General features: G+C 35.6%; 3 protein-coding genes. 1 reads left to right on the forward strand and 2 read right to left on the reverse strand.

The genetic code is table 11. The features are described 5' to 3' along the window. Entirely contained in the window at nt 1-579 is a 579-nt protein-coding gene (locus AB1414_19950) for a 2-oxoacid:acceptor oxidoreductase family protein (protein ID MEW6609686.1), read from the reverse strand. A gap of 142 nt (nt 580-721) precedes the next feature. Here AB1414_19950 and AB1414_19955 point away from each other — a divergent pair, with 142 nt between their 5' ends. Then, complete coding sequence (locus AB1414_19955; protein ID MEW6609687.1) at nt 722-850, forward strand: hypothetical protein; 129 nt, start codon at nt 722-724, stop codon at nt 848-850. A gap of 42 nt (nt 851-892) precedes the next feature. Here the strand turns inward: AB1414_19955 and AB1414_19960 are convergent, their stop codons facing one another. Beyond that, nucleotides 893-1,588, reverse strand: coding sequence for a hypothetical protein (locus AB1414_19960; GenBank protein ID MEW6609688.1), 696 nt, complete (start codon nt 1,586-1,588; stop codon nt 893-895). Nucleotides 1,589-2,041 lie beyond the last annotated feature (453 nt).

Here is a 2,041-nt window from a genome sequence, read left to right on the forward strand (position 1 = left end):
TCATTCGCCTTTCACCTCCTGATATGCTCGTTGGATTGATTTAATATTACCTTCAATCACCTCTGGTTTAGATTTGAATTTTTTCTCCAATTTTTTGCGTGTATCTTGAAGCATTCGGTCAAAGTCTATTAAATTAGTTACCTTAATTAACGCACCAAGCATGGGTGTATTAGGAATTTCCTTGCCCAGTTCTTGTTTAGAGATAGTTGACGCATCTACCGTAAACAGTTTTCCTTTAAAATCTGGTAAATTTTGACGCATTATGTTAGGGGGTTGATTTGTGTTAATCAGAAGCATTCCGTTTTCTTTTAATCCTTGTGTCACCTTTGCTGTTTCAATCAATGTTGGGTCAAGCACCACCACCACAGACGGGGAATCAATCCCACAGTGAAGTGTAATTGGTTCATCACTAAGTCGGTTAAATGCCTGAACAGGCGCACCCATTCGCTCGGGACCATATTCCGGGAATGCCTGAACATACTTACCTTCACCCGCACCTGCATCTGCAAATAGAATTGCCGCAGTTTTGGCTCCTTGTCCACCGCGACCGTGCCAGCGAATCTCAAAAAGTTCACTCATCTCTTTTTACCTCCTTTCATCTGGTAATTGGTAACTGGTAATTGGTAACTGGTAATTGGTGAATGGTAATTAGTTACCAGTTACTTACTTTTAATTTCGTGAATCTTTAAAATAGTAAGTATACTTTAGAGAGGCATATTTTGTGATTTCCTGTTACTATCAACTCAGGTTATCGGTTATCGGTTATCAGGTTATCGGTAAAGAGCAAGCAGTAGCCTGCTATCTCAAATTACCGATTACTGATTACCTGATTACCGATTACTTTAAATAATCACAATTTATACCCCACTGGAGTATAGTTAGTTGAAACTGGCTACTCGCTACTATCTACTTCTCTGTGTTTTCCTTTCTTAACTCGTGAAGGGATATTAAAGATTGACCGGGAAGCAGATTCAACCATTTCTAAAGAGAATTTTTCACTAAATCCTGTTAGACAACAGGCTAATAAAATCAATAAATTAGGTCTAATCGGGTCAATTTCTACGCCCATTGCAAAAATGATACACATAAATAAAAAATAAACTACAGCTCCAGTGACTATTCCTAACATAGGTTTAATATAATACCAGGTAATAAATTGTCTATCAAAATCTCTAAGAGAGGTTTGTTTAATAAAATTATATATCGCTGAGATTGTTGCTCCGATACCACCCCAGATGTAATATTCACCAGGAACCCCAAGCACGATAAATCGCCCAAATCTAAAGATTATTATTGGGATAAGGATTAATAAAACAGATAGCCAGATAAGTTCATATAAAATTATTCTTCGACCACAGGCTTGTTGAAGTTCTTTACTTTTTTTTGTTCGAGCAAAGATGGATTTAGTCAAAGTAATGTAATATTCCGTTTCTACCTGGTCATCCAGGCTCAGGGCAACTCTTGCCTGACATAAGTATTGAAGGCATTCTTCCGCAATAGTTTTTGTCTCTGCCTCATCTATGACCATATTATGAAGTTGTTCTATTTCATACTCATATCTTCTTTTTAATTGGTTATCCATTTTCATACAAAATATAATACTAAATCATTTGTTATTTGTCAAGAAAAAATGTAAATCTGCAGGTCTGAAGAGTAAATTTTCATGATTTTTCTTTTTAAGATACAATTTTATAATCTTTCCTTGCCTTTAGGGCGTAACCGTTCAGGTGGTAATTTACCGCAGAGACGCAGAGGAACAGAGAGGAAAATATCTTTTTTTGTATTTTTCGGTGTTTAAAAAGGTTTAAAAACAGTTAGTCGAAAGTCCGTATTAAAAGATTAATAAACAACGAAATATCCGAAATGCACAAAAAAAGGAAATTTCTCTCTCTGGTGAATAGATTTTAATTTTTTGTAAGAGTTCAGGTAGGATAAAAATAAGGAGAAAGGGAGAAGATGGAGAAGTGGAGAAAAGAAGAGTTAAGTGATAGGATTATTAATGCCTGTATTAATATCCATCAAAAGTTAGTGTCGTGTTGAA

The organism is bacterium (assembly GCA_040755795.1).
GTDB lineage: Bacteria > UBA9089 > CG2-30-40-21 > CG2-30-40-21 > SBAY01 > JBFLXS01.